The 26381-nt window shown below is 74.8% G+C and carries 25 protein-coding genes and 1 tRNA gene; 12 read left to right on the top strand and 14 right to left on the bottom strand.

The features are described 5' to 3' along the window. Nucleotides 1-204: 204 nt before the first annotated feature. The 3 genes from NPS70_RS12205 to NPS70_RS12215 all read left to right on the top strand — a co-directional run bounded on the left by NPS70_RS12205 (nucleotide 205) and on the right by NPS70_RS12215 (nucleotide 3312). Complete coding sequence (locus tag NPS70_RS12205) at nucleotides 205-1098, top strand: ROK family protein (RefSeq protein WP_256524301.1); 894 nt, start codon at nucleotides 205-207, stop codon at nucleotides 1096-1098. Next, nucleotides 1098-2252, top strand: a complete 1155-nt coding sequence (gene nagA, locus NPS70_RS12210; protein WP_256524193.1) for an N-acetylglucosamine-6-phosphate deacetylase — start codon at nucleotides 1098-1100, stop codon at nucleotides 2250-2252. The genes NPS70_RS12205 and nagA overlap by 1 nt, the downstream gene beginning before the upstream one ends. A 136-nt stretch (nucleotides 2253-2388) precedes the next feature. Further along, nucleotides 2389-3312: a 1-phosphofructokinase family hexose kinase gene (locus NPS70_RS12215; protein ID WP_256524194.1), complete on the top strand. Its 924-nt coding sequence runs from the start codon at nucleotides 2389-2391 to the stop codon at nucleotides 3310-3312. A 128-nt stretch (nucleotides 3313-3440) separates the two neighbouring features. Here the strand turns inward: NPS70_RS12215 and NPS70_RS12220 are convergent, their stop codons facing one another. After that, nucleotides 3441-4412: a CBM35 domain-containing protein gene (locus NPS70_RS12220; protein ID WP_256524195.1), complete on the bottom strand. Its 972-nt coding sequence runs from the start codon at nucleotides 4410-4412 to the stop codon at nucleotides 3441-3443. Nucleotides 4413-4498: 86 nt separating this feature from the next. Beyond that, nucleotides 4499-6145 carry a diguanylate cyclase CdgB gene (cdgB, locus tag NPS70_RS12225; RefSeq protein ID WP_256524196.1) on the bottom strand — a complete coding sequence of 549 codons (1647 nt, stop codon included), beginning with the start codon at nucleotides 6143-6145 and terminating at the stop codon, nucleotides 4499-4501. A 398-nt stretch (nucleotides 6146-6543) separates the two neighbouring features. Between cdgB and NPS70_RS12230 the strand changes: the two genes are divergently transcribed. Further along, nucleotides 6544-7101, top strand: coding sequence for a flavin reductase family protein (locus NPS70_RS12230; RefSeq protein ID WP_256524197.1), 558 nt, complete (start codon nucleotides 6544-6546; stop codon nucleotides 7099-7101). Between the two features lie 582 nt (nucleotides 7102-7683). On the opposite strand, the gene arfB is transcribed toward NPS70_RS12230, so the two are convergent. Then, nucleotides 7684-8118, bottom strand: coding sequence for an alternative ribosome rescue aminoacyl-tRNA hydrolase ArfB (gene arfB / locus NPS70_RS12235; protein ID WP_256524198.1), 435 nt, complete (start codon nucleotides 8116-8118; stop codon nucleotides 7684-7686). 287 nt (nucleotides 8119-8405) lie between these two features. On the opposite strand from arfB, the gene NPS70_RS12240 reads away from it, so the two are divergent. Next, nucleotides 8406-8981: a TerD family protein gene (locus NPS70_RS12240; RefSeq protein WP_256524199.1), complete on the top strand. Its 576-nt coding sequence runs from the start codon at nucleotides 8406-8408 to the stop codon at nucleotides 8979-8981. A 112-nt stretch (nucleotides 8982-9093) separates the two neighbouring features. Here the strand turns inward: NPS70_RS12240 and NPS70_RS12245 are convergent, their stop codons facing one another. Then, on the bottom strand, nucleotides 9094-10494 hold the full coding sequence (locus tag NPS70_RS12245) for a M1 family metallopeptidase (RefSeq protein WP_374211989.1): 1401 nt from the start codon (nucleotides 10492-10494) through the stop codon (nucleotides 9094-9096). A 109-nt stretch (nucleotides 10495-10603) separates the two neighbouring features. Beyond that, a complete protein-coding gene (locus NPS70_RS12250) occupies nucleotides 10604-11143 on the bottom strand; it encodes a heme-binding protein (protein ID WP_256524200.1) in 540 nt (179 codons plus the stop codon). Between the two features lie 454 nt (nucleotides 11144-11597). On the opposite strand from NPS70_RS12250, the gene NPS70_RS12255 reads away from it, so the two are divergent. From NPS70_RS12255 to NPS70_RS12265, 3 genes are all read left to right on the top strand, one after another. Next, nucleotides 11598-12716 carry a sensor histidine kinase gene (locus tag NPS70_RS12255; RefSeq protein ID WP_256524303.1) on the top strand — a complete coding sequence of 373 codons (1119 nt, stop codon included), beginning with the start codon at nucleotides 11598-11600 and terminating at the stop codon, nucleotides 12714-12716. Then, nucleotides 12713-13333 carry a response regulator transcription factor gene (locus tag NPS70_RS12260; protein WP_256524201.1) on the top strand — a complete coding sequence of 207 codons (621 nt, stop codon included), beginning with the start codon at nucleotides 12713-12715 and terminating at the stop codon, nucleotides 13331-13333. Before NPS70_RS12255 ends, NPS70_RS12260 begins: the two co-directional genes overlap by 4 nt. 146 nt (nucleotides 13334-13479) lie before the next feature. After that, nucleotides 13480-13980, top strand: a complete 501-nt coding sequence (locus NPS70_RS12265) for a hypothetical protein (protein ID WP_256524202.1) — start codon at nucleotides 13480-13482, stop codon at nucleotides 13978-13980. Nucleotides 13981-14017: 37 nt separating this feature from the next. Here NPS70_RS12265 and NPS70_RS12270 read toward each other — a convergent pair whose 3' ends face one another. From NPS70_RS12270 to NPS70_RS12280, 3 genes are all read right to left on the bottom strand, one after another. Beyond that, nucleotides 14018-14707 (bottom strand): pentapeptide repeat-containing protein, encoded by a 690-nt coding sequence (locus tag NPS70_RS12270; protein WP_256524203.1) that lies wholly within the window; start codon nucleotides 14705-14707, stop codon nucleotides 14018-14020. A 62-nt stretch (nucleotides 14708-14769) separates the two neighbouring features. Continuing rightward, the gene (locus tag NPS70_RS12275) at nucleotides 14770-15159 is read right to left on the bottom strand and encodes a hypothetical protein (RefSeq protein ID WP_256524204.1); all 390 of its coding nucleotides are present in this window, start codon (nucleotides 15157-15159) and stop codon (nucleotides 14770-14772) included. 91 nt (nucleotides 15160-15250) lie between these two features. Then, nucleotides 15251-15739, bottom strand: a complete 489-nt coding sequence (locus NPS70_RS12280; RefSeq protein ID WP_256524205.1) for a GNAT family N-acetyltransferase — start codon at nucleotides 15737-15739, stop codon at nucleotides 15251-15253. A 209-nt stretch (nucleotides 15740-15948) separates the two neighbouring features. On the opposite strand from NPS70_RS12280, the gene NPS70_RS12285 reads away from it, so the two are divergent. Further along, nucleotides 15949-17340 carry an FAD-binding oxidoreductase gene (locus NPS70_RS12285; protein ID WP_256524206.1) on the top strand — a complete coding sequence of 464 codons (1392 nt, stop codon included), beginning with the start codon at nucleotides 15949-15951 and terminating at the stop codon, nucleotides 17338-17340. Between the two features lie 55 nt (nucleotides 17341-17395). On the opposite strand, the gene NPS70_RS12290 is transcribed toward NPS70_RS12285, so the two are convergent. Then, nucleotides 17396-17469 (bottom strand) — tRNA-Thr (locus NPS70_RS12290). A 177-nt stretch (nucleotides 17470-17646) separates the two neighbouring features. Here NPS70_RS12290 and NPS70_RS12295 point away from each other — a divergent pair. From NPS70_RS12295 to NPS70_RS12305, 3 genes are all read left to right on the top strand, one after another. Further along, a complete protein-coding gene (locus tag NPS70_RS12295; RefSeq protein ID WP_256524207.1) occupies nucleotides 17647-18774 on the top strand; it encodes an ABC transporter ATP-binding protein in 1128 nt (375 codons plus the stop codon). A gap of 271 nt (nucleotides 18775-19045) precedes the next feature. Continuing rightward, nucleotides 19046-19468 carry a hypothetical protein gene (locus tag NPS70_RS12300; RefSeq protein ID WP_256524208.1) on the top strand — a complete coding sequence of 141 codons (423 nt, stop codon included), beginning with the start codon at nucleotides 19046-19048 and terminating at the stop codon, nucleotides 19466-19468. 136 nt (nucleotides 19469-19604) lie between these two features. Then, nucleotides 19605-20327 (top strand): nucleotidyltransferase family protein, encoded by a 723-nt coding sequence (locus NPS70_RS12305; RefSeq protein ID WP_256524209.1) that lies wholly within the window; start codon nucleotides 19605-19607, stop codon nucleotides 20325-20327. A 102-nt stretch (nucleotides 20328-20429) separates the two neighbouring features. Here the strand turns inward: NPS70_RS12305 and NPS70_RS12310 are convergent, their stop codons facing one another. The 5 genes from NPS70_RS12310 to ispD all read right to left on the bottom strand — a co-directional run bounded on the left by NPS70_RS12310 (nucleotide 20430) and on the right by ispD (nucleotide 26132). Next, nucleotides 20430-22121, bottom strand: a complete 1692-nt coding sequence (locus NPS70_RS12310; RefSeq protein WP_256524210.1) for a DoxX family protein — start codon at nucleotides 22119-22121, stop codon at nucleotides 20430-20432. Nucleotides 22122-22300: 179 nt separating this feature from the next. Further along, nucleotides 22301-23254 (bottom strand): 23S rRNA (guanosine(2251)-2'-O)-methyltransferase RlmB, encoded by a 954-nt coding sequence (gene rlmB, locus NPS70_RS12315; protein ID WP_256524211.1) that lies wholly within the window; start codon nucleotides 23252-23254, stop codon nucleotides 22301-22303. Between the two features lie 93 nt (nucleotides 23255-23347). Further along, nucleotides 23348-24751 carry a cysteine--tRNA ligase gene (gene cysS / locus NPS70_RS12320; protein ID WP_256524212.1) on the bottom strand — a complete coding sequence of 468 codons (1404 nt, stop codon included), beginning with the start codon at nucleotides 24749-24751 and terminating at the stop codon, nucleotides 23348-23350. 102 nt (nucleotides 24752-24853) lie between these two features. Next, nucleotides 24854-25405, bottom strand: coding sequence for a 2-C-methyl-D-erythritol 2,4-cyclodiphosphate synthase (ispF, locus tag NPS70_RS12325; RefSeq protein WP_256524213.1), 552 nt, complete (start codon nucleotides 25403-25405; stop codon nucleotides 24854-24856). Then, nucleotides 25395-26132 (bottom strand): 2-C-methyl-D-erythritol 4-phosphate cytidylyltransferase, encoded by a 738-nt coding sequence (gene ispD / locus NPS70_RS12330; RefSeq protein ID WP_256524214.1) that lies wholly within the window; start codon nucleotides 26130-26132, stop codon nucleotides 25395-25397. The genes ispF and ispD overlap by 11 nt, the downstream gene beginning before the upstream one ends. Nucleotides 26133-26381 lie beyond the last annotated feature (249 nt).

Consider the following 26381-nt stretch of genomic DNA (forward strand, 5'->3'; position numbering starts at 1 on the left):
GGCCGCGCGCCCCGCACAGGCGCCGGGAAGCCCCTCCGGGCACCGGCGCACGCCCCCGCCTGCGGGCTTCCTCTCGCCCGAACGGGTGGACGAGTTTGTATGGCTTGACAACAATCTCGCCAAGTGGACTAGACCTATTCGGGTCCTCGGGCGAAACTGTTCCCCGTGAAACACGTCATCGCCCTCGATGTGGGCGGCACCGGCATGAAGGCCGCCCTCGTCGCGGCGGACGGGACCCTCCTGCACGAGCTGCGGCGGGCGACCGGGCGGAAGCGCGGCCCGGACGCCGTGGTGGAGTCGATCCTCGGCTTCGCCGAGGACCTGCGGGCCTACGGGCAGGAACACTTCGGGGAGCCGGCGCTCGCCGCCGGGGTCGCCGTGCCCGGCATCGTCGACGCCGACCGCGGCATCGCCGTCTACGCGGCCAACCTCGGCTGGCGGGACGTCCCGCTGCGCAAGCTCCTCAGCGAACGGCTGGGCGGGATCCCGGTCGCCCTCGGGCACGACGTGCGCACCGGCGGCCTCGCCGAGGGCCGCATCGGCGCCGGGCAGGGAGCCGACCGCTTCCTGTTCGTCCCGCTCGGCACCGGCATCGCGGGCGCCATCGGCATCGGCGGCACCATCGAGGCCGGCGCCCACGGCTACGCCGGCGAGATCGGGCACATCGTCGTCCGCCCCGGCGGCCCGGCCTGCGGCTGCGGCCAGCGCGGCTGCCTGGAGGCACTCGCCTCCGCCTCCGCCGTCACCCGGGCCTGGTCCGCCGCCTCCGGCGACCCGGACGCGGACGCGGCGGACTGCGCCGAGGCGGTCGCCTCCGGCGACGCGCGCGCGGTCGCGGTGTGGCACGACGCCGTCGCCGCCCTGGCCGACGGACTCGTCACGGCCCTCACCCTGCTCGACCCCCGGACTCTGATCATCGGTGGCGGGCTCGCCGAGGCCGGGGAAACCTTGTTCACACCGCTGCGGGCGGCGGTCGAGGAGCGCGTCACCTTCCAGAAACTGCCCGCGATCGTCCCGGCGGCCCTCGGGGACACCGCCGGATGCCTGGGCGCAGGTCTGCTCGCCTGGGATCTACTCGCCACGGAGGTAACCGACTGATGGCCGCTCGCGCCACAGCCACCGTGCTGGCCGGAGCCCGTGTGGTGCTGCCGACCGGCGTCGTCGAGAACGGACGGGTCGTCGTCGAGGGCACGCGGATCGCGGGCGCCGCCGACCCCGGCACTCCCGTGAGGGACCTGTCCGGGCACTGGATCGTCCCCGGGTTCGTCGACATCCACAACCACGGCGGCGGCGGGGCCTCCTTCACGTCCGGCACCGCCGAGGACGTGCTGAAGGGCGTCGACACCCACCGCCGGCACGGCACCACCACCCTGGTCGCCTCCACCGTCACCGCGAGCATGGACTTCCTCACCCGGCGGGCCGGGATGCTCTCCGAACTCGTCGAGCAGGGCGACCTGGCCGGCATCCACTTCGAGGGGCCGTTCATCTCCCCCTGCCGCAAGGGCGCGCACAGCGAGGCCCTGCTGCTCGACCCCGACCCGGCCGAGGTCCGCAAGCTCGTCGACGCCGCACGCGGCACCGCCCGGATGATCACCCTGGCCACCGAGCTGCCCGGCGGCATCGACTCCGTGCGGATGCTCGCCGAGCAGGGCGTGATCGCCGCCATCGGCCACACCGACGCCAGCTACGAGCAGACCGCCGAGGCCATCGAGGCGGGCGCCACCGTCGCGACCCACCTGTTCAACGCCATGCCCGGACTCGCCCACCGCGCCCCGGGCCCCATCGCGGCCCTGCTGGAGGACGAGCGGGTCACCGTCGAACTCATCAACGACGGCGTCCACCTCCACCCCGCCGCCCTGGAACTCGCCTTCCACAGCGCCGGCGCCGGACGCGTCGCCTTCATCACCGACGCGATGGACGCGGCGGGCTTCGGCGACGGGCGCTACGAACTCGGCCCGCTGGAGGTCGAGGTGAAGGACGGTGTGGCCCGGCTGGTGGAGGGCGGCTCGATCGCCGGCTCCACCCTCACCCTGGACACCGCCTTCCGACGTGCCGTCACCGTCGACCGCCTGCCCGTCGAGGACGTCGTGCGGGCCATCTCCGCCAACCCGGCCAGACTGCTCGGCGCCTACGACCGGATCGGCTCCCTGGAACCCACCAAGGACGCCGACCTGGTGGTCCTCGACTCCGACTTCGTCCTCCAGGGCGTGATGCGCCGGGGCGAGTGGATCGTCGAGCCGAAGGGCGCCTGACGCCGTCTCCGCACCGGCCCCGGACGAGGGGGGGCCGGTGCGGAGGCGTACCCGGGTCTTGGGCCGACCGCCCTCCCTTTGGCATGATCAGGCCCCGTACGAGCTCCGACGCCGCATTCTCACGAGGTGTGTACGGGTGATCCTGACGGTCACGCTCAACGCCGCCCTGGACATCACCTACCGGGTCCCGGCCCTGACCCCGCATGCGGTCAACCGGGTCGGCGAGGTGCACGAACGACCCGGCGGCAAGGGCGTCAACGTGGCCCGCGTGCTGTCCTCGCTCGGCCACGCCTGCACCGTCACCGGCTTCGCCGGCGGCCACACCGGGGACGTGCTGCGCCACATGCTCGCCCGTCTGCCGCTCCGCGACGCACTGGTGCCCGTCGCGGCACCGACCCGGCGCACCGTCGCCGTGACGGACGCCTCCACCGGCGACACCACGCAGCTCAACGAGCCCGGCCCCGCCGTCACCCCCGAGGAGTGGGCCGCGTTCCTCGCCGCCTACGGCAGCCTGCTCGACGACGCCGAGGCCGTCGCCCTCTGCGGCAGCCTGCCCCCGGGCATCCACGTCGGCGCCTACGCCGACCTGGTGCGCCGGGCCCGCGCGGCCGGTGTACCGGTGCTGCTCGACACCAGCGGGGAACCGCTGCGCCGCGGTATAGCCGCCCGCCCCGACCTGATCAAGCCCAACGCGGAGGAGCTGGCGCTGCTGACGGGCTCCCGGGAACCGCGGCGCGCCGTGCGCGACGCCCGCCGCCGGGGCGCGCACGCCGTCGTGGGCTCCCTGGGCCCCGACGGGCTGCTCGCCGCCACTCCCGAGGGGACCTGGCAGGCCGCCCCGCCCGCCGCCGAGCGCGGCAACCCGACCGGTGCCGGGGACTCCGCCGTCGCCGCGCTGCTGTCGGGCCTCGTGGAGGGCCTGCCGTGGCCGGAGCGCCTGGCCAGGGCGGCCGCCCTGTCGGCGGCGACGGTACTCGCCCCGGCGGCGGGCGAGTTCGACCGCGGCGCCTACGAGAGGCTGCGCGAGCGGGTGACGGTCACCGAGCACACGGACGGCTGACCGCCCGCTGCCCCGGCGCACCGCCGGCGGGGGCGGCTCCGGCAGGTCCGTCCCGGCGGCCCGGACGCGCCACGGCCCCCGCGCGGGGCGCGGGGGCCGGCGGTCGCGTCAGCGGCCCGGGGGGCGGCTCAGCCCTTCTGGCCGGCCTCCAGCCACACCTGGTCCAGGTACGCCTCGCACTTGTTGCCCGGCTCGCAGGAGATCCGCAGGTCGTTCCTGCCCTTGTCGAGGTTGACGAAGACGTAGGTGTTGGTCCACCCCTTCTCCCAGTCGCCCTTCTTCGCCTTGGCGAAGTTCGCCATGTTGATCTCGCGCGGCTCCTGGCCGTTGAGCGTCAGCGAGGTCTTGGCGTCCTTGCCCGGCACGCTGTACGTGATGTACATCGTGTACGCACCGGCCTGGGGCACGTCGACGGACCAGCTCGCCGAGCCGCCCTCCCCGTTGAACATCACATAGGCACCGCCGGTGCCCTTGGCACCCTGCACGGTGTTGGCCGCGCTCGCCGGACCGCCGAGGGTGAGGGTCGCCGCGTCCTGCTTGGGCAGTTCCACCGGCCCCTCGGGCTCCTCGGACGGCCCTCCGCTCGGCTCCGTCGAGGGGGCGGCGGTGGGGCTGGTGGAGGCGCCGGGCTCGGCGCCCGCCGCGTCCTTCTCGTCACCCTTGGACATCACCGCGGCGCCGATACCCACGACCACGACGGCCACCACGGCGATCGCGCCGATGAGCAGGCCCCTGGTGTTGGGGCCGCCCCGGCCCCGTCCGGGCTGAGCCGGCGTCCCCGGCCCACCCGCCGCGGGGGCGCCGCCCGGGTAGGTCTCGGGGGCCGCGTAGGCGGCGGTGGGCTGCTGCGCGTAGCCGGGCGGCGGACCGTAGCCCTGCTGCTGCGGGGGGACCTGCTGGGCGTACTGACGGCGCTCGCCGACCGTGCGGACCTGGTTGTACGAGGTCCGCGGGACACCCGGCGCCGCGGCCGGACCCGGGTAGCCGTAGCCGCGGCCCTGTCCCGGCGGGGTCGCCCCGGCGGCCTGCCCGTCCTCGTACAGGTAGCCGAACGGGTCGTCGTCCTCGGGCGTGCCTGCGGCGTTGTTCGCGGCCGTCATCCAGTCACTCCTCACCTCTCGTCGACAGAATGTCGACGCCAGGCGAGCCTACCCGGTTCCACTCACCCGATCGGGTGTCCTGGGCCTCATCCCGCCCGGCGGTGAACCTTGGCACGCGAGCGCTTCTCCACGTACATGCGCTGGTCGGCCGACTGAAGCACGTCCTCCACCGACATCCCGCAACTGGCCCAGCCGATTCCGAAGCTCGCCCCCACCCGCACACCCCTGCCGTCCACCCGGATCGGCTGGATGATCGCGTTGCGCAGCCGGACGGCGAGGTCGGCGGCGTCCGCCGCCCCGAGGCCGTCGGCGAGGACGACGAACTCGTCTCCGCCGAGGCGGGCCACCGTGTCGCCGTCGCGCACCAGGGTGGTCAGCCGGCGGGCGACCTCGACCAGCACGGCGTCGCCGGTGTGGTGGCCGAAGCGGTCGTTGATCGACTTGAAGCCGTCCAGGTCGCAGAAGAGGACCGCCAGCCCCTTGGCCCCGTCGTCCTCGCCCTCCGGCGCCACCATGTGCACGTGGTGGTCGTAGGGGCGGCCCCCGCCCAGCGCGTCGAAGCCGAAGGCGTCCGCGTGGTGGGCGCCGTCCTCGTAGGCCTCGTCGTAGCCGGCGTCCAGCCCGCCGTAGCCGCCCGGGATGCCCGGGTGCGGGCGCTCGCACAGCCGTGCGCTGAGGCGGGCGCGCAGCTCGGCGCTGTTGGGGAGCCCCGTGAGGGCGTCGTGCGAGGCCCGGTGGGCGAGGTGCAGCTCGTGGCGCTTGCGCTCCTCGATGTCCTCGACGTGGGTGAGCAGGAAGCGGGGCCCGTCGGCGGTGTCGGCGACGACGGAGTTCCGCAGCGAGACCCACACGTAGCTGCCGTCCCGGCGGCCGAGCCTGATCTCCGCCCTGCCGCCCTCCGCCGAGGTCCTCAGCAGGGTCCCCACGTCCTCGGGGTGCACCAGGTCGGCGAAGGAGTAGCGCCGCATCGCGGAGGCCGGGCGGCCGAGCAGGCGGCACAGCGCGTCGTTCGTCCGCAGCAGCCTGCCGTGCTGGTCGCCGCCCATCTCGGCGATGGCCATGCCGCTGGGCGCGTACTCGAAGGCCTGACGGAAGGATTCCTCGCTGGCGCGCAGGGCCTGCTGCTCGCGCTCCAGCCGGACCAGGGCGCGCTGCATGTTGGCGCGCAGCCGGGCGTTGCTGATCGCGATGCCGGCCTGCGAGGCGTACATCTGGAGCGCCTCCCGGCCCCAGGCGGCGGGGCGGCGCCCGTTGCGCGGCCGGTCGACGGATATCACGCCCAGCAGCTCCCGGCCGCTGCCGGAGGCGTACATCGGGGCGTAGAGGCGGTCGCGGGGGTGCCACTCGTCCTCGAAGCGCGGCTCGGGGCCGTCGGTGTGCCACTGGGGCACGTCGTCCTCTATCAGGACCCAGCCCTCGGTGTGCGGTATGAAGCGCAGGTCGCCCCAGGCCTCCCCCATGGACAGGCGGCGCTCCCACGAGGTCCTGGAGCCGACCCGGCCGGTGATCAGGGCCTCGGCGGCGGCGCTCCCGGCGAGGGCGGCGACCACCAGGTCGCCGTCGGGGCGGACGAGGTTGACGCAGGCCAGCTCGTAACCGAGCCCGGTGACGACGCCTTCGACGACGGTCTGGAGGGTGTCGGCCAGACTGCGGGCCGTGTTCAGGTCCGTGACCACCCGGTGCAGCTGCCGCAGGGACGCAAGACGGACATAGGGCTCCGACTCGGTCTCCATTGCTCGCTCGCTCTCCCCGAGACTTCGACAGCAAACTCCAGGGTGGTGATCAGCGTCCTCGTTCGGCCTATCTCGCGTGGTATCCCGGCCACTGAATCACAGCGAGCTGCCCTGTCGGTACACAGGGTCAACAAATACCGGCCTGTGTGAGTCAAGTCACAGCACCTGACGGATCGTTGGCCGGACCCCCGCTCGCTGCGCTCCTCACTCTCTTGAACGCACAACCATTGTGCCGCTTCCCGGACAACTGCCGGGCAGGCGGGAGTTCCACGGGAAACGGTGGGGGACGTTCCGGGCGACGTCCGGGAAATGTACCTCCACCGGGCCGGAAGTCCTAGGTCCCGGCTGGTTCGCCGGTCCGATGCGCCCCGGTGATCGCCGGGGCTACCGTTCCCGGTGTGTTGCCGACGACCACCACTCCCACCCTGTCCGCCGTCCCCCATGCTGAGGGGGTGAGCAACGACGAGTTCCGCGCCGCCATGTCCCGACTGGCGGCGGGGGTGGTCCTGGTCACCGCACGCGACGAGGACCACGGACCGCGCGGCGAGGACGTGGGCATGACGGCCACGTCCTTCCTGTCGGTCTCGCTGGACCCGCCGCTCGTCCTGGTGAGCCTGCGCAACGGGTCGCGGATGGACGACCTGCTGTCCGAGCAGCCCCTGTGGGGCGTGTCCGTGCTCTCCGAGGACCAGCGGCAGATCGCGGGGCGCTTCGCCATGAAGGGCCGCGTCAGCGACCGGCTGCTGTTCGCTGACCTCGCCTGGGAGCGGGGCGGGGTGTGCGGGGCACCGCTGGTCGGAGGGGCGCTGGCGACGCTGGAGTGCCGCACCGAGCAGCGGATCGAGGCGGGCGACCACACCCTGGTCGTCGGGCGCGTCCTGGCGGTCTCCACGGACGGGGCGGAGGGCGGCGGGCCGCTGGCGTACTTCCGGGGGCGCTACCGCAGGCTGGACTGAGACCGGCGGGGCGCGGGGGCGGGGAGGCGGGGCGGGGCGGCGGGGCTCGTGCGGCCTTTGTCCGCGCGGGGGAGCGGTGCTCGCGCCGCGGGGCAGTGCTCACGCCACGGGGCGGGGCTCGCGTCACGGGGCGGGGCACACGACTCGGAGCAGTGCTCACGCCAGGGGGCGGGGCACACGACTCGGAGCAGTGCTCACGCCAAGGGGCGGAGTTCGCCTCCTGGAGCGGTGCTCGCGCCCCGGAGCGGCGCTCGCACATCGAAGCAACGCACACACCCCAAAGCAGGGCTCACGCAACGGACCAGGGCTCGCGCCCCGGAGCAGGCCACACGACTCGGAGCAGCGCTCGCCCCGCGGACCAGCGCTCACGCCACGGAGCGGCGCACACGACTGGGAGCAGCGCTCACGCCGCGGGGCAGGGGGCACGCATCGGAGCACTGCTTCACGGCATCCGCACGGCCCGGGAAGCGGCACCCGGCCCGGGGCGCGACCGGGCCTGCACCGCCGGTGAGCGGCCTCGTGAGGAGCAGCCCCGCCCGGGGCGCGCCCAGCACGCCGCGGGGCTCCCGGTCGCCGCGGCGACTACCAGTCGCGGCCCGAACGGCCCCGCTTGGTCTCCGCGCGCTGCTTCTTCTCCCGCAGGCGCCGCTCGTTGATGCCCCGAGGGATCTTCGTCGGCCTCCGGGCCCGGGGCGGCGGCGCCGTGGCCTCCGCCAGCAGGGAGGCGAGCCGCACCAGGGCGGCCTCACGGTTGCGCCACTGGGAGCGGTGCTCCGAAGCGCGAACGGCGATCACACCACCGACGAGCCGACCCGAAAGCCGCTCCAGCGCGCGCTCCTTCCACACCGGCGGCAGTGCCGCCGTGGACGCGAGGTCGAAGCGCAACTCGACCTGCGAGTCACTGGTGTTGACGTGCTGGCCGCCCGGCCCGGAGGAACGCGAGAAACGCCACATCAGCTCGGCCTCCGGCAGGGAGACCGAACCGCGGATGACATAGGGACCGGACATGCCCTCCATGGTCCCGCGCCCGCGCCGTCCGCGTCACCCTCTTTATCCCGCCCGTGTACGCCGCCCTGTCCCGCCCGTGCACGCCGCGGCCACCCGTGCGGATCCGGCGCACCGCCCGGACCCGCGCCCGGACCCCGCCCCGCGCCCCTGCACGCCGCGGCCGCCCCGGACGGGAACCGCACCGGCGCCGAGGGAACCCGCGGATCCCCTGCCGGCGTTATGACCGGTGACGGTAACGTCGCAAGGACTCGACGGCCATCACCGTCGCCCGCACACGAACCGAAGGGGACTTCCCGATGGCAGTAAGCCTGTCCAAGGGCGGAAACGTCTCGCTCACCAAGGAGGCACCGGGCCTGACCGCCGTCACGGTCGGCCTCGGCTGGGACGTCCGCACCACCACCGGCACGGACTTCGACCTCGACGCCTCGGCCATCGCCGTGAACGGCGCCGGCACGGTCGCCTCCGACGGCCACTTCGTCTTCTTCAACAACAAGTCGACGCCGGACCAGAGCATCGTCCACACCGGCGACAACCGCACCGGCGAGGGCGGCGGCGACGACGAGCAGATCAACGTCAACCTCGCCGCGCTCCCGGCGGACATCGACAAGATCGTCTTCCCGGTCTCCATCTACGACGCGGTCACCCGCTCGCAGAACTTCGGCCAGGTGCGCAACGCCTACATCCGGATCGTCAACCAGGCAGGCGGCGCCGAGATCGCCCGCTACGACCTGAGCGAGGACGCCGCCGTCGAGACCGCCATGGTCTTCGGCGAGCTCTACCGGCACGGCGCCGAGTGGAAGTTCCGCGCGGTCGGCCAGGGCTACGCCTCCGGCCTGGAGGGCATCGCCCGCGACTTCGGCGTCAACATCTGACGTCCCCCGAGGGGCCGGGCGCACGCGCCCGGCCCCTCCGCCCGCCCGGCCACGCAGGCACGCGGCCCCGCCCCGCAGCGCCCGCCCCGGAGCCCCCGGAGCCCCCGCCGCGTCAGTCCGGCAGCCGGGGACGCCCCCGGCCGAACAGCCAGGCGTCCCAGACCTGCGACAACTCGCGCCCGGACCGCCCTTCCGCGTACGCGGTGAACTCCTCGGTGGACGCGGTGCCGTGGCGGTGCTCGGCGGCCCAGCCCCGGAGCAGGGCGAAGAACTCCCCGTCGCCCAGCACGCCGCGCAGCCGGTGCAGGACCATCGCGCCGCGCCCGTACACCGGGGGTGCGAACAGCTCCGCGGGGCCGGGCGGTTCGGCCGGCGGGAAGGCCCAGTTGGCGTCGTCGCCGTATGCCTCGGCGAAGCTCTCCTCCACGGACGGACCCCCCGCATCCGCCTGCCACAGCCACTCCGCGTAGGTGGCGAAGCCCTCGTTCAGCCAGATGTCGGACCACCGGGCGGGGGAGACCGAGTTGCCGAACCACTGGTGCGCCAGCTCGTGGAGGAGCGTCGGCTCGTCGAACCGGTCCAGCGGGAACACCGGCCGCGACTGCGTCTCCAGCGCGTACTCCAGGTCCCCCGAGGGCACGACGATCGCGCCCGCCGAGGAGAACGGGTAGGGACCGAAGCGCTCCTCGCACCACGCGAGTAGCTCGGGGATGCGGCGCAGCAGCGGCTCCGCCCGCTCCTCCGCCTGCGGGGACACCGCCGTCACCACCGGCAGCCCGGAGGACGTGCGGACGGTCTCGACCCGCAGCTCGCCGATGGCCAGCACCGCCAGGTGCCCCGCCATCGGCTCGGTGGAGCGCCACGACTGGACCGTGCGGCGGCCCTCCGTACGCGGGGCGCGCGGCTCCCCGCCCGCGACCGCCCGCAGGCCCCGCGGGACGCTGACGGTGACGTCGTAGGTCGCCTTGTCCGACGGATGGTGGTTCCCCGGGAACCAACTCGCCGAGCCGGCGGGCTCGCCCACGGCCAGCGCCGCGCCGTCCGACCGCAGCCAGCCCTCGCGGGAGCCGTCGGCGTCCGTCACCGTCTCGGGAATCCCCGCGTAGCGGACCACGGTGCGGAAGCGGTCCCCCTCGCGGATGTCGCGCCGCGGGCGGACCGTCAGTTCGCCGCCCGCCCGGTTGGCGGACGCCCGCCGCCCGTCGACGGTGACGTCCGCCACGGTGAGCCCGCGGAAGTCCAGGTGGAAGGCGCTGAGGTCCTGGGTGGCCCGGGCGGTGATCTCCGCGGTGCCCGCCAGGTGGCCGGATGCGGGGTCGTAGTCGAGGTCGAGGGCGTAGTGCTGCACGTCGTACCCGCCGTTGCCGAGCTTCGGGAACAGCGGGTCGCGCAGACCGGCCGCCCCCGGGCTCCCGCGCACGGCGCCCGGACCGGGGACGCACGCCGCCAGGGCCACGGCGGACAGCGCGGAGACCACGGCGACGGCGGCCCGGCAGCGGGCGGACGGATCCACACCGGGATCCTAGGCAGCCGACGGGCCGGGCCCCCGGCCGCCCCGCCCTGCCGGGTTCCCCGACCGCGCGCTCGCGGCGCACCGTCGGCGGGACGCGGCGGGGCGGCCCTCAGCGGCTGATCGCCTCCACGCCCGCCTGCGCGAACTTCTCGTCCAGCGCACCGCTCGGGGCGCCCGCCACGCCGATGCCCGCCACGGGGGCCCCGTCGACCTGCACCGGGGCCCCGCCCGCGAGGAACAGGGTGCCCGGGATGTCCTTGAGGTTGGGCGCCTGCTCCAGGCGCTCGACCAGGGCGGAGGTCGGCGCGTTCCAGGAGGCGGCGGTGAACGCCTTGCGCTGGGCCGACTCGTAGGACTGGGGCCCGGCGCCGTCGCCCCGCAGCGTCACGAGGGTGTTGCCGTTCCGGTCGACGACCGCGACGGTGACCCGCTGGTTCTCCTTCGCGGCCGCCTCGAGCGTGGCCTGGGCGGCCCGGGTGGCGGCCTCGACGGTCAGATGGGTGCTCTGCACGAGGTCGCGGTCGGCGACGCTGCGCGAGACGGCCGCGCGGCTCTCGGCGGCGGGGGCGGCGGCGCTGGCCGACACGGCGCCGACGGTTCCGGCGGTGACGGCGACCGCGGCGGCGGAACCGATCAGGATCTTCTTCATTGGGGACTCCTCGCTGGGTGGTCGGCGGTGCTCCGGGCGGTACCGCCGGTCCTCGGCGGCGCCGTCCTGCCGTCGATCCTCCGGCGGGGCACGGCTCCCGCGGATCGACGGAGCGGATGCCCCCACCGCCCGGTTCGGGCGACGGGCGTGTCGGCCGATCGGTTGATGCCGCGGTGGCCCGGGCGGGTCACGATGGAGGCGTCGCGCCCTCCGGGACCGGCAGCCGCGCACGCGGCCACCGGCGCGGCGCCGCCACCGCGCGACGGCGGGCGCGGTGCCACCCGGCGGGCCCCGCGGCACGGCACACCGCGCGCGCACCGCGCGCCGACGAGGACGGAACGGACGACGGATGGACGGGCAGCACGCGGTCCGCGACGCACACGGCCCGTACGGCGGGCACCCCGCGCACGGCCTCGACGAGCGGACCCCGGACGGCCACCGGCCAGCCCGGGTGATGCACGCGGCGTTCTTCCTGCTCCTCGGCGCCTCCCTCGCGCGCTACCTGCTGCGGCACCCCTGGGAGGCCCGCTCGCCCTGGATCGTGGCGCTGTCCGGGGCCCTGGCGGTGCTCTACGTCCTCGGCCCCGCGTTCGCCTCCCGCGCGGCGCGGGCCACCCCGCGACGGCTGCTCTGGCTGGCCGGGGTGGTCGCCGTGTGGATGGTGCTGGTGGTCCTGGCGCCCAGTTTCGCCTGGTGCGCGGTGCCCCTGTTCTACACGGGGCTGAGGACCCTGCCGCCCCGTGCGGCCGTCGTCCTGGTCGCGCTGCTGACCCTCTTCGTCGTCGCCGCCCAGCTCCGTCTCGCCGAGGACGGCTTCGACCCCAACCTCGTCATCGCGCCGCCGGCCGTGGCCGCGGTGGCCACCGCCGTGTTCGTCCAGTCCGAACGGCTGGCCTCACGCCAGCGGGCCCTGATCGACGACCTCGTCTCGACCCGGCGCGAGCTGGCTGCCACCGAGCGCCGCGAAGGCACCCTCGCCGAACGCCAGCGCCTCGCCATGGAGATCCACGACAGCCTCGCCCAGGGCCTGTCCAGCCAGCAGATGCTGCTCCAGGCGGCGGACCGGGTGTGGGAGGCGGACCCGGGCACCGCACGCCGCCATGTCCGCTCCGCGGAGTCGATCGCGGAGCACAGCCTGGCCGAGGCACGCCGCTTCGTGCACGATCTGGCCCCCGCCGACCTCGCCGAGGGCGGCGGCCTCGAAGCCGCGCTGCTGAGCGCGGCGGAGCGGGAGTCGGCGGGGTTCCGCGTCGACGGCACGCCCGTGCCCCTCCCGGAGCGCGTGCAGTCCGCGCTGCTGCGCATCGCCCAGGGGGCCTTGGCCAACGCCCGTGAGCACGCGGGTGCCGGGACCACCGCGATGACCCTGACCTACCTCGGGGACCAGGTCGTGCTGGACGTGGCGGACGACGGACGCGGCTTCGTCCCCGGGTCCGCGCCGGGCGGCGTCCGCGGGCACGGGCTGCCCGCCATCCGGGCCCGTGTCGAGCAGCTCGGCGGCGTCCTCACCGTCGAGTCCGCGCCCGGGGAGGGCACGGTCCTGTCGGCGGCGATCCCCCTGGAGGACTCGTGACCGTGCGCATCCTGCTCTGCGACGACCACGCGGTGGTGCGTGCCGGGCTGCTCGCCCTGCTCGGCACCGTGGAGGGCATCGAGGTCGTCGGGGAGGCCGGCAGCGGCGAGGAGGCCGTGGCGATGGCGGGCAGGCTGCGGCCCGACGTGGTCCTCATGGACCTCCAGCTCGGTCCCGGCATCGACGGGGTGGAGGCCACCCGCCGTATCGCCTCCCCGGAGGTGCACGTGCTGGTGCTGACCACCTACGACACCGACGCCGACATCACCCGCGCCATCGAGGCCGGCGCGACGGGCTACCTCCTCAAGGCCGAACGCCCCGAGGAGCTGTTCGCGGCGATCCGGGCCGCCGCCCAGGGCCGCACCGCGCTCTCCGCCCCCGTGGCGGGCCGCGTGATGGACCGGATGCGCGGCGCCGCGGGGCCCACGCTCACCGAGCGGGAGCGGGACATCCTCGGGCAGCTCGCCCGGGGGCTCGGCAACCGGGAGATCGCCCGGGCCCTGTTCATCAGCGAGGCGACCGTCAAGACCCACCTGGGACGCATCTACGCCAAGCTCGGGGTCGACACCCGGGCGGGCGCGGTCGCCGTCGCCAAGGAGCAGCGCCTGCTGCCCTGACCCCGGCCCCGCGCCACCGGGCGCCCGGACCGGAACCCCGGGCGGCGGGACCGGCGGCCCCGGGCCGGGTCCGCCGCGCGTCCCTCCCCCGGCGCCCGCGGGGCCCGACGGCCGCGGCACGGGACGGCGCATGACACCATCCGAGGGTGCTCGACATCGGCTACTCGCTCTCCCGGCGCTTCCCGGACCCCCCGCAGACCGACTACCGCCGCGCGGACGTCCACGCGCTGCGCCACGACCTCTTCTGCGGCGACGTCTACCTCGCGGACACCGAGGCGGACCGGGAGGTGTCCACAGCCTGGGGATGGGTGCCGGTGCTCGACTTCGCCTGGGCCCTGTGCGACGTGGTGGAGCGGCTGGACCGCGACCCGCTCGGCAGCCGCTCGGCCACCCGGCACCACGCCGAGATCGACTTCACCGAGTCCACCGACCTGATGCTCTTCGAGCGGCGCTTCGGCTGGGTCGACGTGGAGGCCGACTGGATGCCCGGCGACGAGCCCCCGCTCACCTTCTCCCACGCGGAACTGCGCCGCGAGGCACGGGACTTCCTCCACGACCTGATCGCCGACCTCACCGACATGCACGAGGACCTCGGCGGCAACCCCGCCGTCTGGGACCTCCAGGCCCGCTTCCCGCGCCTGCGCTGACGCCCGGGGGCCCGGCACCGCCCTCCCGGCCCCGCCCTCAGGGCCCGTCCGCCACCCGCAGGCCCGACTGCGCCGCGAACGCGGGTGCCAGCTCCATCAGCTGGGAGGGGCGCACCACGGCCCCGGCCAGCCGCTCCACCCCGCGGGCGATGTCCAGCTCCGCGGCATCGCGCAGGTCCACGTCGGCCATCCGCACGCCCGAGAAGTCCACCGCGCGCAGCACGCAGTCGCGGAAGGCCACCCGCTCCAGCCGCGCCCCGCCGAAGTCCGCCTCCGTGAGGACGCACCCCTCGAAGACGACGTCCGTCAGCCGCGCCTCCCGGAGGTTGGCGTAGTCGAGCTTGCCGCCCTTCACCAGCACGCCGGTGAGCACGCCGCCGTGCAACTGCACCCCGCCCAGACGCGCCTCGCGCACCTCGACGTCGCGCAGCGAGGCGCCCGCCAGGTCCGTCCCGACACCGCGCACCCCCTGCAGCACGCTGTCCACGAACCGCGCCCCCGTCAGCGCCGTCCCGCCCAGTGCGCACTCGCGCAGCGCGCAGTCGATGAACCGGGCGCCGGCGCCGCGCTGGCCGCCCAGGTCGAGGCCGCCGAACTCCAGGCCGTCGTAGTCGCCGTCGGCCTCCAGCTCCCCTCCCCCGAAGGGCTCCAGCGGCGGCAGCCGCACCTCCGTCACGCGGGGCTCCGCCACGACCCGCGCCGCCTTCCTGCCACGTCCGTTCGCCATGCCCCCATGGTGGACCCGACCACCGACAACGCCCCCGAACCCGGCTGCCGGGGCGCGGGCCGTCAGGAGCCGCCGAGGAAGGACTCCACGGCCCTGCCCGTCATGGGTACGACGACGGCCTCCTCCCGCGCGGCGCCGGGGAGGTGGCGGCGGTCCGCCTCCGCCCTCAGCAGCGCCGGACGGTCGCACGGGAGCACGCTCGCGCCGAGGCGGTCCACCAGCGCGGCCAGGAGGTCGGAGAAGTGGCCGGGCGGGAAGCGGGCGACGCCGACGCAGAGCCGGTCGACGTCCACCTCGACCTCGCGCCCGTCGGCCGTGCGGACCAGCAGGCCCTCCAGCGGGTCCGCACCCCCGCCGACGGCGTACGGGCCCAGCACCTCCCGCACCGCGTCCAGGTCCAGGGGCTCCGGCTCCCCGCTCCGGAAGCGGAGCACGAACAGCATCCGGCTCACGGCCCCGCCGCCCCGCCTCCGGCCGCCGCCCCGGAGCGGAGCGCTCCCGGGCGGCGCGCGGCGGGACCGCCGGGCCCCCGGCCCCGTAGGGTCACCCGTTCCCGCGCCCCTGCGCCCCGAGCGAGGCCAGGGCCGCGTCGGTCAGCCGGTAGACCGACCACTCGTCCTGGGGCCTGGCCCCCAGCGACTCGTAGAAGGCGATCGACGGGGTGTTCCAGTCGAGCACCGACCACTCCAGGCGCTCGTAGCCCCGCTCGACGCAGAGCCGCGCCAGCTCCGTGAGCAGCGCCTTCCCGTGTCCCCCGCCGCGCAGCTGCGGCCGTACGTACAGGTCCTCCAGGTAGATCCCGTGGACCCCGCGCCACGTCGAGAAGTTCAGGAACCACAGCGCGAAACCGGCCACCCGGCCGTCGTCCGTCTCCGCGATGTGCGCGAACGCCGCCGGACGCTCGCCGAACAGCGCCTCGCGCAGCTGCTCCTCGGTCGCCCTGACCTCGTGCAGGGCCTTCTCGTAGTCGGCGAGCTCCCGCACCATCGCGTGGATCACGGGCACATCGGCAGGCACAGCATGGCGAATCATGCCCACAGCCTGCCCTGTCCCGGCCGCGCGGCGCGATGCGGGGCTCCCGAACCGCCCGGCCCGTCCGCCGGGAGCCGCCGAGGGCCGCACGGGCCCCGGACACCCGGGATCCGGCGCCCGGCGGGCACCCCGCCCGGGTCGCCAAAGGCCGCCCCCGGCAGTAGATTCCCGCCACACGCAGGCGCACCACCGGCAGGGGAAGCACGCACATGGACACCGTCAACGGCGGCATATCGTTCTGGTACGCACAGGACGGCGCCCCCGCGCCCCGCGAACCCCTCCCCGGCGACATCTCCGCCGACGTCTGCATCGTGGGCGGCGGATACACCGGCCTGTGGACCGCCTACTACCTGAAGAAGGCCGCCCCCTTCCTCGACATCACCGTCCTGGAGGCCAGGTTCTGCGGCTACGGGGCCTCGGGCCGCAACGGCGGCTGGCTCTACAACGGGGTCGCCGGGCGCGGCCACCACGCCCGCCGCCACGGCCACGAGGCCGCCGTCCGGCTCCAGCGGGCCATGAACGGCACCGTCGACGAGGTGATCCGCACCGCGGCGGCCGAGGGCATCGACGCCGACATCCACCGCGGCGGCGTCCTGGAGGTCGCCCGCACCCCCGCCCAGCTCGCCCGGCTCAAGGACTTCCACAGCGTCGAGATCGCCTTCGGGGAGACGGACCGCGTGCTGCTCGGCGCCCGCGAGACGGCCGAGCGCGTCCGCGTCCACGGGGCCGTCGCCTCCAGCTGGACCCCGCACGGCGCCCGCGTGCACCCCGTGAAGCTGCTCAAGGGGCTCGCGGCGGCCGTCGAGGCGCTCGGGGTCACCGTCCACGAGTCCACACCGGTCACGGAGATCCGCCCCCGGCACGCCGTCACCCCCTACGGCACCGTCCGCGCGCCCTACGTGCTGCGCTGCACGGAGGGGTTCACCGCCTCCCTCAAGGGGCACCGCCGCAGCTGGCTGCCGATGAACTCCTCGATGATCGCCACCGAGCCGCTGCCCGCGGAGGTCTGGGAGGAGATCGGCTGGACGGGCCGGGAGACGCTCGGCGACATGGCGCACGCCTACATGTACGCCCAGCGCACCGCGGACGACCGCATCGCGCTCGGCGGCCGGGGCGTGCCCTACCGCTACGGCTCGCGCGTCGACGCCGACGGCAGGACGGCCCCCGCCACCGTCGAGGAGCTGCGCGAGGTCCTGGTGCGCTTCTTCCCCCGCCTCGCGGGCGCCCGCGTCGACCACACCTGGTCCGGCGTCCTCGGCGTGCCCCGCGACTGGTGCGCCACCGTCACCCTGGACCGCTCCACGGGGCTGGGCTGGGCGGGCGGGTACGTCGGGTCCGGCGTGGCCACCGCCAATCTGGCGGCCCGCACGCTGCGCGACCTGATCCGGCAGGACTCCGGCCAGGCGGGCCCCACGGAGCTGACCGCCCTGCCGTGGGTGAACCACCGGGTCCGCACCTGGGAACCGGAGCCGCTGCGCTGGCTGGGCGTCCGGGCGCTCTACGCCGCCTACCGCCGGGCCGACCGCCTGGAGGCCGCCTCCCACACGCCGTCCACCCCGCGGCTCGCCACCCTCGCCGACCGCGTCTCGGGCCGCGGCTGACCCCTCGGGAACGGCGAAGGCCCCCGGTCCTGCGGGACCGGGGGCCGTGGCGCGGAGCCTCCTGTCGGAATCGAACCGACGACCTCAAGATTACAAGTCAAGCGCTCTGGCCAACTGAGCTAAGGAGGCAGCCAGAGCAGTGTAACCAACGCCTCCGGCGGCCCCGCGGGGATTTCTCACCTCGGACACCTGCTGACAGATCCGCGTTCGCCGGGTACCGTCACCGCAGGTCCGCCCTGGTGGACTACACCACTCCCTTACTCGGATCGTCCGGCACGTTCCTGCCGGTGAAGGAGACGCTTCAGCATGGCCACTGTCACGTTCGACAAGGCGACCCGCCTCTACCCGGGTGCCGACAAGCCCGCCGTCGACCAGCTCGAGATCGGGATCGAGGACGGCGAGTTCCTCGTCCTCGTCGGCCCCTCCGGCTGCGGGAAGTCCACCTCGCTGCGGATGCTCGCCGGCCTGGAGGACGTCAACGGCGGCGCCATCCGCATCGGCGACCGCGACGTCACCCACCTCCCGCCCAAGGACCGGGACATCGCCATGGTGTTCCAGAACTACGCGCTCTACCCGCACATGTCCGTCGCGGACAACATGGGCTTCGCGCTCAAGATCGCGGGCGTCAACAAGGCGGAGATCCGCAAGAAGGTCGAGGAGGCAGCGAAGATCCTCGACCTCACGCAGTACCTGGACCGCAAGCCCAAGGCGCTCTCCGGCGGTCAGCGCCAGCGCGTCGCCATGGGCCGCGCGATCGTCCGCGAGCCGCAGGTCTTCCTGATGGACGAGCCGCTGTCGAACCTCGACGCCAAGCTCCGCGTCTCCACGCGTACGCAGATCGCCTCGCTCCAGCGCCGCCTGGGCATCACCACCGTCTACGTCACCCACGACCAGGTCGAGGCCATGACGATGGGCGACCGGGTCGCCGTGCTCAAGGACGGCCTGCTCCAGCAGGTGGACTCGCCGCGCAACATGTACGACCGCCCGGCCAACCTCTTCGTCGCCGGCTTCATCGGCTCCCCCGCCATGAACCTGGTCGAGGTGCCGATCACGGACGGCGGGGTGAAGTTCGGCAACAGCATCGTCCCGGTCTCCCGCGAGGCCCTGTCCACCGCGGCGCAGCGCGGCGACAAGACCGTCACGGTCGGCGTCCGCCCGGAGCACTTCGACGTGGTGGAACTCGGCGGCGCCGCGGCGGACTCGCTGTCGAAGGACGCCCCCGCGGGCCTGGCGGTCTCGGTGAACGTCGTCGAGGAGCTCGGCGCCGACGGCTTCGTCTACGGCTCGACCGAGGTCGGCGGGACGCACCAGGAGGTCGTGGTGCGCGTCGGCGGCCGCAGCGTCCCGCGCAAGGGCAGCGAACTGCACGTCGTGCCGCGCTCCGGCGAGCTGCACGTCTTCTCGACCTCGACGGGCGAGCGGCTGAGCGACTGAGGCCGCCCCACCCGGCACCGGGAGCCGGGTCCCCGCCGTGCGGCGCGGGGCCCGGCTCCCGTCGTTCGGCGCGGGGCCCGGCAGGGGGCGGAGCCCGGCGGCTCGCCTCGCACCCCGGTCCCGCACGGGTCGTACCGTCGTACAAATTCCCTGTGATATCGGGCAGTTCATACCAACACGTCAACAGAGAATTCGAATGACGCTCCCGATCCATCCCCCACGTGAGTGACTGAATGTCGCCTGGCGGTCACCGGCCGCTACGCTCGCTCGCGTGACCCACACAGCCCGCCGAATCGGCCGCACCCTTGCCCTCGTCCTGCCCGTCGTCCTGGTGCTCTCCGGGACCCTCGCGGTGTCCACGGTGCCGTGGGCCGGGCAGGCCTCCCAGTCGCAGATGCTCACGGCCTCCGCCGAGAACGTCGCCGCACCCGCCGAGCCGCTCGCGCCGCAGGACGTGCTGCGCGAGAAGCTGCTCACCGAGCTCCAGGTGAAGGACCCGGCGGTGGCGCTCACCCACCTCCAGCGCGAGGTCGAGGCGCGCCCCTCGCTCGCCGAGCACTGCATGTCCATCGCCCGCGACCTCGGCCGGGCCGCCGTCGACCACTACGGCCCCGCCCGCGCGCAGCGCTTCTCCCGCCCGGTGTGCGACACCTCCTTCGCCACGGGCGTGTCCCAGCAGACCATGGGGCACTGACCGCACCGGCAGGCCCTGGGACACACCGGGGCTGCCGGGCGGACACCCCGCCCGGCCCGCGCCGGCACCCGGACCGGACCCGCACGCAGCGGGTCCGGTCCGCGTCGTGTCCGGGTGTGCGCATATCGTTCACGCCATGCATACGCCTACGTTTCCGACGCAGGCCGTGGTCCTGGCGGGCGGCCAGGGCTCTCGGCTGCGCCCCTACACCGACGACCGCCCCAAGCCGATGGTGGAGATCCCGGGGACGGGCACGCCGATCATCGGGCACCAGCTGGCCTGGCTCGCGGCCGAGGGCGTGACCGACGCCGTGGTCTCCTGCGGCCACCTCGCCGAGGTGCTCCAGGAGTGGCTGGCCCAGGCCCGGCTGCCGCTGCGGGTGACGACGGTCGTGGAGACCGAGCCGCTGGGCCGCGGCGGCGGGCTGAAGTACGCGGCGGCCAGCCTGCCCCAGCCCGACCAGCCCTGGTACGCCACCAACGGCGACATCTGGACCCGCTTCTCGCTCCGCGAGATGGCCGCCTTCCACGCCGAGCGCGACGCCACCGCGACGCTCGCGCTGGCCCGCCCGCGGATCCCCTGGGGCGCGGTCGAGACGGACACCTTCGGCCACATCACGGACTTCGTGGAGTCGCCGCCCTCGCCGTACCTGATCAACGCCGGCGTGTACGTCTTCGCCGCCGAGTTCACGCAGCTGCTTCCCGATGTCGGCGACCACGAGCGCACCACGTTCCCGAGGCTGGCGCGGGAGAAGCGGCTGGCGGGCTACCCGTTGCCGCACGGGGCCTACTGGCGTGCGATCGACACCGCCAAGGACCTGACCGAGGCGGCCAAGGAGCTGTCCGCACAGGCGCGTTGACCCTGCGCGGGCCCGGTCGGGCCGGCGCAGGGCGGCGCGTACGGCCGGGTCCGGCCCCGGGCGGCGGAATCCGCCCGGAGCGCGACCGGCGTTCCCTCCGGCTCAGCCGAGGAGCCCGCCGATGACCCTGCTGCCGCCGTCCTGGGCGCCGCCCGATCCGCTGCCCGACCCGGAGCCGTCGCCCGGGCCGCCCGTGGTCCCGCCGGTGGGGCCCGCGGACCCGGTTCCGCCCGACCCGGTGCCGCCGCTGGAGGTGGGCCCGGCGCTCGTGGACGGCGGCGGGGCCGGCTGGGAGTCCGCGGGGGGCGGCTGCTGCCCGGTGCCCTGCGTGGAGCTGGGGGCGTCCGCCACCCGCCCGGGTTCCGGCGCCGTCTCCTGGGCGGGCGCCGTGGTCGGGGACTCGGTGCTCGCGGAGCGGCTCGCCGAGGGGGTCGGGGTGCTCTTCCGCTCCGCGGGGCGGCGCTGCGTTCCGGACTCCTGCGGCAGCGGCGCGCCCGGCAGGTAGTTGGTCGGGTCCTGGCCGGGCCCGGGGACGGTCACGATCTCCGTCGAGCGGACCGCGCCGCCGAGCATCGAGCCGATGAGCATCGTCAGGCCGACGACCACCGCGGCCACGAGACCACCGCGGCGCAGCACCCTGCGCCGCAGGTCCCAGAGTTCGGAACGGGGGCCGAGGGTGCGCCATGCCTCGCCCGAGAGCCGGGCGTCCACCGAGTAGACCGGAGCCCCCGCGATGATCAGGGGCGACCAGGCGGCGAGGAAAATGATGTCCGGGGCGTCGTAGACCGGGACCGTGGCCCAGCTGACGGTCAGCAGCAGGGCCGCCGACAGCAGGACGCCGACCACCGCCGCGACCCGCTGCCACAGGCCCAGCAGGGTGAGGACCCCGACGATCACCTGGAGGAAGGCGACCGTCAGGCCCGAGCCCACGGGGTGGGCCAGCGCCAGGTCGCGCATCGGCTCGGCCATGGCCCAGGGCTGGAGCGACTCCAGCCACCTGACCAGGGAACCGCGCTCCCCGCCGTCGAAGTAGACGGGGTCGCAGAGCTTGCCCATCCCGGCGTACACGGAGATGAACCCCAGCAGGATGCGCAGCGGGAGCAGCACCACGCCGAGGTTCATCCGGCGGTCGGGGTAGTAGGCGTGGCGCGTGTGGTCGCCGGAGGCCCGGTGGCCGGAGCGCCCCTCGTCCCCGGCCTCGCCGTCGAGCGGTTCGAGGTCGTAGGCGCCGTCGTCGCCCGCCTCGCCGTACTCCTCCGGCCCGAAGGAGGGGGCGTCGTAGGCGCCGACCGCCTGGCGCATGGGCGGCAGCAGGGGGCCCGAGCGCTGCACGGTGTCGCCGACCAGGTCGACACGCGGCATCGCCTGGGTGGCACCGGCGGAGTAGCCGCCCTGCTCCGGTGCCTCCCGGGGGGCGGGAGGAGCCGGAGGCGCCAGCGTCCCGGCGGAGGAGTCGCGTACGGCCTGGAGCAGGCCGGTCGCCCCTGCGTCGCCCGGTACGGACCGGCCGCTCCACACGACGGGGGCCCGGCGCCGGGCGGCTCTGCCCGCCGCGCCCGCACCCGCAGCTCCCGCCGCGGCGGCACCGACGGCGCCGGCCGCACCGGCCGTGCCGAAGGAGGCGATCCGCGCGGTGTCCGCCATGGCCCGCGCGGGGCGGGGGTTCCGCGGCAGCTGTACCCGGAAACTGGCGTGGTTGACGATGACCTGCGCGGGATCGCAGTGCACCTTGACCATGCTCAGCGCAGGCTGGTCGTCGAACCCGGACCGGGGTGTTCTGGTGTCCACACTCATCTAACCGAGTGATGTGTGATTAGGGCACGGCCGCGAGCGTCCCGATCTGTCCGAGACCCGTCAAGAGCATCTCTTGTGCCTTTTTGACCGCACCGTTCCCCACCGGACCCCGGGCCGACGCACGGCGCGCCCGCGGGGCGGGGCCCCGCGGGCGCACGAACCGGCGCCGGCCGGCTGCCTCAGGCGCGCCGGTGCCTCGACGCCTCGTAGAGCACCACACCGGCGGCCACGCCCGCGTTCAGCGACTCGGCACCGCCGGGCATCGGGATGCGGACCAGGAAGTCGCAGGTCTCGCCCACGAGACGGGACAGGCCCTTGCCCTCGCTGCCGACCACGACCACCACCGGGCCGCCGAGCGCGTCCAGCTCCCCGACCTCGGTGTCGCCGTCCGCGGAGAGGCCGACCACGGTGATGCCGGCCTTCTGGTACGCCTCCAGCGCCCGGGTCAGGTTCGTGGCACGGGCGACCGGCGTCCGCGCGGCGGTCCCGGCCGAGGTCTTCCAGGCACCGGCGGTCATGCCCGCCGCACGGCGCTCCGGCACCACCACGCCGTGGCCGCCGAACGCGGACACGGAGCGGACCACCGCGCCGAGGTTCCGCGGGTCGGTGACCCCGTCGAGCGCGACGATCAGCGGGTCCTCGCCGTCGTCGAAGGCCGCCGCTGCCAGGTCCTCGGGGTGGGCGTACTCGTACGGCGGGACCTGGAGGACCAGGCCCTGGTGGTTGAGCCCGTTCGTCATGCGGTCCAGCTCGGGGCGCGGCGCCTCCATGATGTGGACGTCGCCGCGGCCGGTGGCGAGCTGGAGCGCCTCGCGCACCCGCTCGTCGTTGTCGATGAACTGCTGGACGTAGAGGGTGGAGGCGGGCACACCGTCGCGCAGCGCCTCGAAGACCGGGTTGCGGCCGACGACCATCTCGGACGTGCCCTTGCCGCCGCGACGGGCGACGGGACGCCGCTGCGCCTGCTTGGCCCTGGCGTTGGCGATGCGGTTCTTGGCATGCCCCTTACGGGCGGAGGCGGGCGGCGTCGGGCCCTTGCCCTCCAGTCCGCGGCGCCGCTTGCCACCGCTGCCGACCGTCGCGCCCTTCTTGTTGGACGTGCGGCGGTTCCTGCGCTGGCTGTTCCCGGCCATGACCTACCTGATTCCTGCGAAGCTCGCTCAGAGAAACGTGTGTACAAAAGGAAGTGTGCCGCCCGGCGCGCCGGGCGGCACATCGCCTCGGGGTCAGCGGGGACCGAGGCTCCAGCGGGGACCGTCCGGAGAGTCCTCGATGACCAGGCCGGACTGGTTGAGCTGGTCGCGGATCGCGTCGGCCGTCGCCCAGTCCTTGCGCCCGCGGGCCGCCTCGCGCTGGCCCAGCACGAGCCGCACGAGCGTGTCGACCACCCCGTGGAGGTCGTCCTCGCGGTCGCCGCCCCGGCCGCCCCAGCGCTCGTCCAGCGGGTCGAGGCCGAGGACGCCGAGCATGGCCCGCACCTCGGCGAGGTGGGCGACGGCCGCCTCCTTGTCGTCGGCGGCCAGCGCGGAGTTGCCCTGGCGGACGGTGGTGTGGACGACCGCGAGGGCCCCCGGCACACCGAAGTCGTCGTCCATCGCCTCGGCGAAGGCCGCCGGCACCTCCGCGGCGGGCGCCACGGGGCCCCCCGCCTTCTCCACCACGCGCTGGACGAAGCCCTCGATCCGCGCGAAGGCCGACTCGGCCTCGCGCAGCGCCTCCTCGCTGTACTCGATCATCGACCGGTAGTGCGGGGTGCCGAGGTAGTAGCGGAGCACGATCGGGCGCCAGTGCCGGACCATCTCGGAGACCAGCACCGAGTTGCCCAGCGACTTCGACATCTTCTCGCCGCTCATGGTGACCCAGGCGTTGTGCACCCAGTACTGCGCGAAGTCGTCGCCGAACGCCTTGGCCTGGGCGATCTCGTTCTCGTGGTGCGGGAAGACGAGGTCCAGGCCACCGCCGTGGATGTCGAAGGCGGAGCCCAGGTAGCGGTGGGCCATGGCCGAGCACTCCAGGTGCCAGCCGGGGCGGCCGCGCCCCCAGGGCGTCTCCCAGTCCGGCTCGCCCGGCTTGGACGCCTTCCACATGGCGAAGTCGCGCGGGTCGCGCTTGCCGGTGATGCCCTCCTCGGCGGGCTGGCGCAGGTCGTCGATGTCCTGGTTGGACAGCGACAGGTAGTCCGGGAAGGAGCGCACGTCGAAGTAGACGCTGCCGTCGGCCGCGTAGGCGTGCCCGCGCTCGATCAGCCCGCGCATCATCTCGACCATCTCGGTGACGTGGCCGGTGGCGCGCGGCTCGTAGGTGGGCGGGAGGCAGCCGAGGGCCGCGTAGCCGTCGTTGAAGGCGCGCTCGTTGTCGTAGCCGATGGCCCACCAGGGGCGGCCCTGCTCGGCGGACTTGGTGATGATCTTGTCGTCGATGTCGGTGACGTTCCGGACGAAGGTGACGTCGTATCCGCGGTAGGCGAACCAGCGGCGCATGATGTCGAAGTTCAGCCCGGACCGGATGTGCCCGATGTGCGGCGCGGCCTGCACGGTGGCGCCGCAGAGGTAGATCGAGACACAACCCGGCACGAGGGGGGTGAAGTCGCGGATCTGCCGGGCGCTGGTGTCGTACAGGCGAATGGTCACGCGACAAGGGTAGTGGGCGGACGGCAGTGCCCCGCACCCCCTGCGGTACCGGGCAGGGGGTGGGCCCGTGCCGGGGCGCGACCGCGCCGGCACGGGGTGCCGTCAGCGGCTCCGGACCACCAGCGCGGTCGCGAGGGCGGCGAGCCCCTCGGCCCGCCCCGTGAGCCCCAGTCCGTCCGTGGTGGTGCCGGAGACCGACACCGGCGCACCGGCCGCCTCGGACAACGCCTTCTGCGCCTCCGCGCGCCGCTTGCCGATCTTGGGCCGCACGCCGACCACCTGGACCGCGATGTTCCCGATCTCGAAGCCCTCGGCCCGCACGATCCGCGCGGCCTCGGCCAGCAGGGTGACGCCGGAGGCACCGGACCACTCGGGACGCGAGGTGCCGAAGTGCGCGCCGAGGTCGCCGAGACCGGCCGCCGAGAACAGGGCGTCGCAGGCGGCGTGGGCGGCGACGTCGCCGTCGGAGTGGCCGGCCAGGCCCCAGCCGTCGGCCTCCTCCCACAGCAGCCCCGCGCACCACAGCTCGCGGCCCCGCTCGAAGGCGTGCACGTCCGTACCGATGCCGACCAGCGGCAACGCGGGCCGCCCGGCGGGCGGGGCCGCCGCCTCCCGTCCGCCCGGCGCGTCCTGCGGGTGCGGGTCAGAAGCCATCGTGGGCCCTCCTGCGGGCGAGTACGGCCTCGGCCAGGACGAGGTCCAGCGGACGGGTCACCTTGAACGCCTCCTCGTGGCCGGGCACCACGACGACGTCCAGGCCGAGCGCCTCGACCATGCCCGCGTCGTCGGTGACCGCCCCGGCGACCTCCCGGTGGGCGCGGACCAGGGTGGCGTGGGCGAAGCCCTGCGGGGTCTGGACGGCGCGCAGCCGGGCCCGCTCGGGGGTGGCGACGACCCGCTCGGGCCCGCCGCCGGGCGACGGGGCCACCTCCTTGACGGTGTCGGCGAGGGGCAGCGCCGGGACGACGGCGACCGCCCCGTCCCGCACGGCCGCGACCACCAGGTCCACGGTGTCCACCGGGACCAGCGGGCGGGCCGCGTCGTGGACGAGCACCGTGTCGATGCCCTCGGGGAGGGCCTCCAGGCCGAGCCGGACCGACTCCTGGCGGCTCTCGCCCCCGGGGACGACCAGGTAGTCGGTGCGCTCGGGCAGGGAGTGCTCGTCGAGGAGGCGCTTCACCTCGGGGGCCCCGTCGGGCGGTGCCACGACGACGACCAGCGAGACGGCCCGCGAGGCGGCCATGGCGCGGACGGCGTGGACGAGGATGGGTGTGCCGCTCAGCACGCGCAGCGCCTTGGGGGCGCCGGGCCCCAGGCGTACGCCGCGTCCGGCGGCGGGGATCACGACCGCGGTGCGGTGCGGGCGCGTCTCGTCTGACATCGGTTGCTCTCCGGCAGGTTTGTTCGCTCGGCAGACGTGGGTATGGCCTGGGCGTACCCCCGGCCGCGGGTCGGGGGCAGTGCCGGGCGCGGCGCCTTGACCGGACCCTTCCGTGACCCCGTCTGCGCCAGCCGCCCGGGCCCGGCACACCACAGCGGCACCGCCGTCGACGCCCCAGGGGGGGCGTCCACCGCGTTCCGCCGGTGCGGATGCACCGGGGGCGCCGGGGCGGAGGTGGCGTCCGCCGAG

The organism is Streptomyces sp. C10-9-1, assembly GCF_024497955.1.
Classification (GTDB): Bacteria; Actinomycetota; Actinomycetes; order Streptomycetales; family Streptomycetaceae; genus Streptomyces; species Streptomyces sanyensis.